The sequence below is a fragment of the Mesorhizobium sp. WSM4815 genome (assembly GCF_055811575.1).
In genome coordinates this window covers 1-1,558 of sequence record NZ_JBVVQS010000050.1, presented here as the reverse complement: position 1 = coordinate 1,558, position 1,558 = coordinate 1, and the positions used below count along the sequence as shown (strand labels likewise).

The 1,558-nt window shown below is 62.1% G+C and carries 1 protein-coding gene; it reads left to right on the top strand.

The window, feature by feature from the left end:
- The first annotated feature begins 74 nt into the window (after positions 1 to 74).
- Entirely contained in the window at positions 75 to 1,553 is a 1,479-nt protein-coding gene (locus AC0L2B_RS00225; protein ID WP_473743641.1) for a protein adenylyltransferase SelO, read from the top strand.
- The last annotated feature ends 5 nt before the right edge of the window (positions 1,554 to 1,558 follow it).

Genomic DNA, 1,558 nt, shown 5'->3' with positions numbered 1-1,558 from the left:
ACTATTGTCATTGATAACAATCTTTGCGACCGACGAAGCGTCTCGCGACTGCCGTTGATGTTTGAGGAGTGTGAATGACGGTACGCTTTGCATTTGACAACAGCTATGCTCGGCTGCCGAGCTCGTTTTATGCGCGTGTTTCCCCGACCCCGGTCTCTGCACCGCACCTCCTCAAGCTTAACCAGGAGCTGGCCGTCCAGCTCGGGCTCAACCCGGTAGAACTCGCCACGCAGGCGGGTGTTGAGATTCTTGCCGGCAAACGGATTCCCGAAGGTGCCGAGCCGATCGCTACCGCCTATGCCGGACACCAGTTCGGTCAGTTCGTGCCGCAGCTCGGCGACGGAAGGGCAATCCTGCTAGGCGAGATCGTCGATCAGGAAGGAGTGCGCCGGGATATCCAGCTAAAGGGCTCCGGCCGAACACCGTTTTCCCGCGGCGGCGACGGGCGGGCGGCGCTTGGCCCCGTTCTGCGCGAGTACATTGTCAGCGAGGCCATGGCGGCTCTTGGCATTCCGACCACTCGGGCGCTTGCTGCGGTTATGACGGGTGATGAGGTGATACGAGAAACCTACCTGCCAGGCGCAGTGCTGACACGGGTCGCATCCAGCCACATGCGGATCGGAACCTTCGAATTCTTCGCGGCGCGCGGGGACGTGGATGCGGTGAGGGCTCTCGCTGATCACGCGATCGCCCGGCACTACCCGGATGCTGCGGGCGCTGCTCGCCCCTGCCTGGCACTGCTGGAGAGTGTGATTGCGCGCCAAGCGAACCTCGTAGCGCAGTGGCTCCTCGTCGGCTTCATTCACGGGGTTATGAACACCGACAACATGTCTATCGCCGGCGAGACGATTGACTATGGCCCCTGCGCTTTTCTGGACATCTACAATCCCAACACCGTATTCAGCTCGATCGACCAGTTAGGTCGCTACGCTTATGCCAATCAGCCTGCGATCGCCCAGTGGAACCTGACGCGGCTGGCGGAGTGTCTGCTGCCCCTCCTGGCTGGGGATCAGGACAAATCCGTGGAGCAGGCCCAAGAGGCGCTTTCTGCCTTCGCAGCACGGTTCAGCGACGCGTATAATAGTGGCTTGCGTCGCAAGTTGGGACTTTTGTCGGAGCGGGAGGGCGATCTTGCGCTGACGCAGGATCTTCTCGATCGGATGGTCGCTGGCAAGGCGGACTTCACCCTGACTTTCCGACGCCTGAGCGAGGCCGCTATGGGACCCGAAGGCGACGTCGCGGTGCGCAGCCTCTTCGAAGACCCTGCCCCATATGACGACTGGGCCGAGCGCTGGCGCAAACGGCTCGGGCAAGAGCCGCAGGAAGGTTCAGTGCGCCGGGCTTCCATGCAGCGCGTAAATCCGGCCGTTATCCCGCGCAACCACCGCGTTGAGGCGGTCATCGAGGCCGCCGTGGGGAAACAGGAGTTCGGACCGTTCGAGGACCTTCTGACCGTGCTCGGCAAGCCATACGAAGTCCAGCCAGGCTTCGCGAGCTATGCCGAGCCACCACCGCGCGATGGCCGCGTCTATAAGACCTTTTGTGGGACCTGAACCTG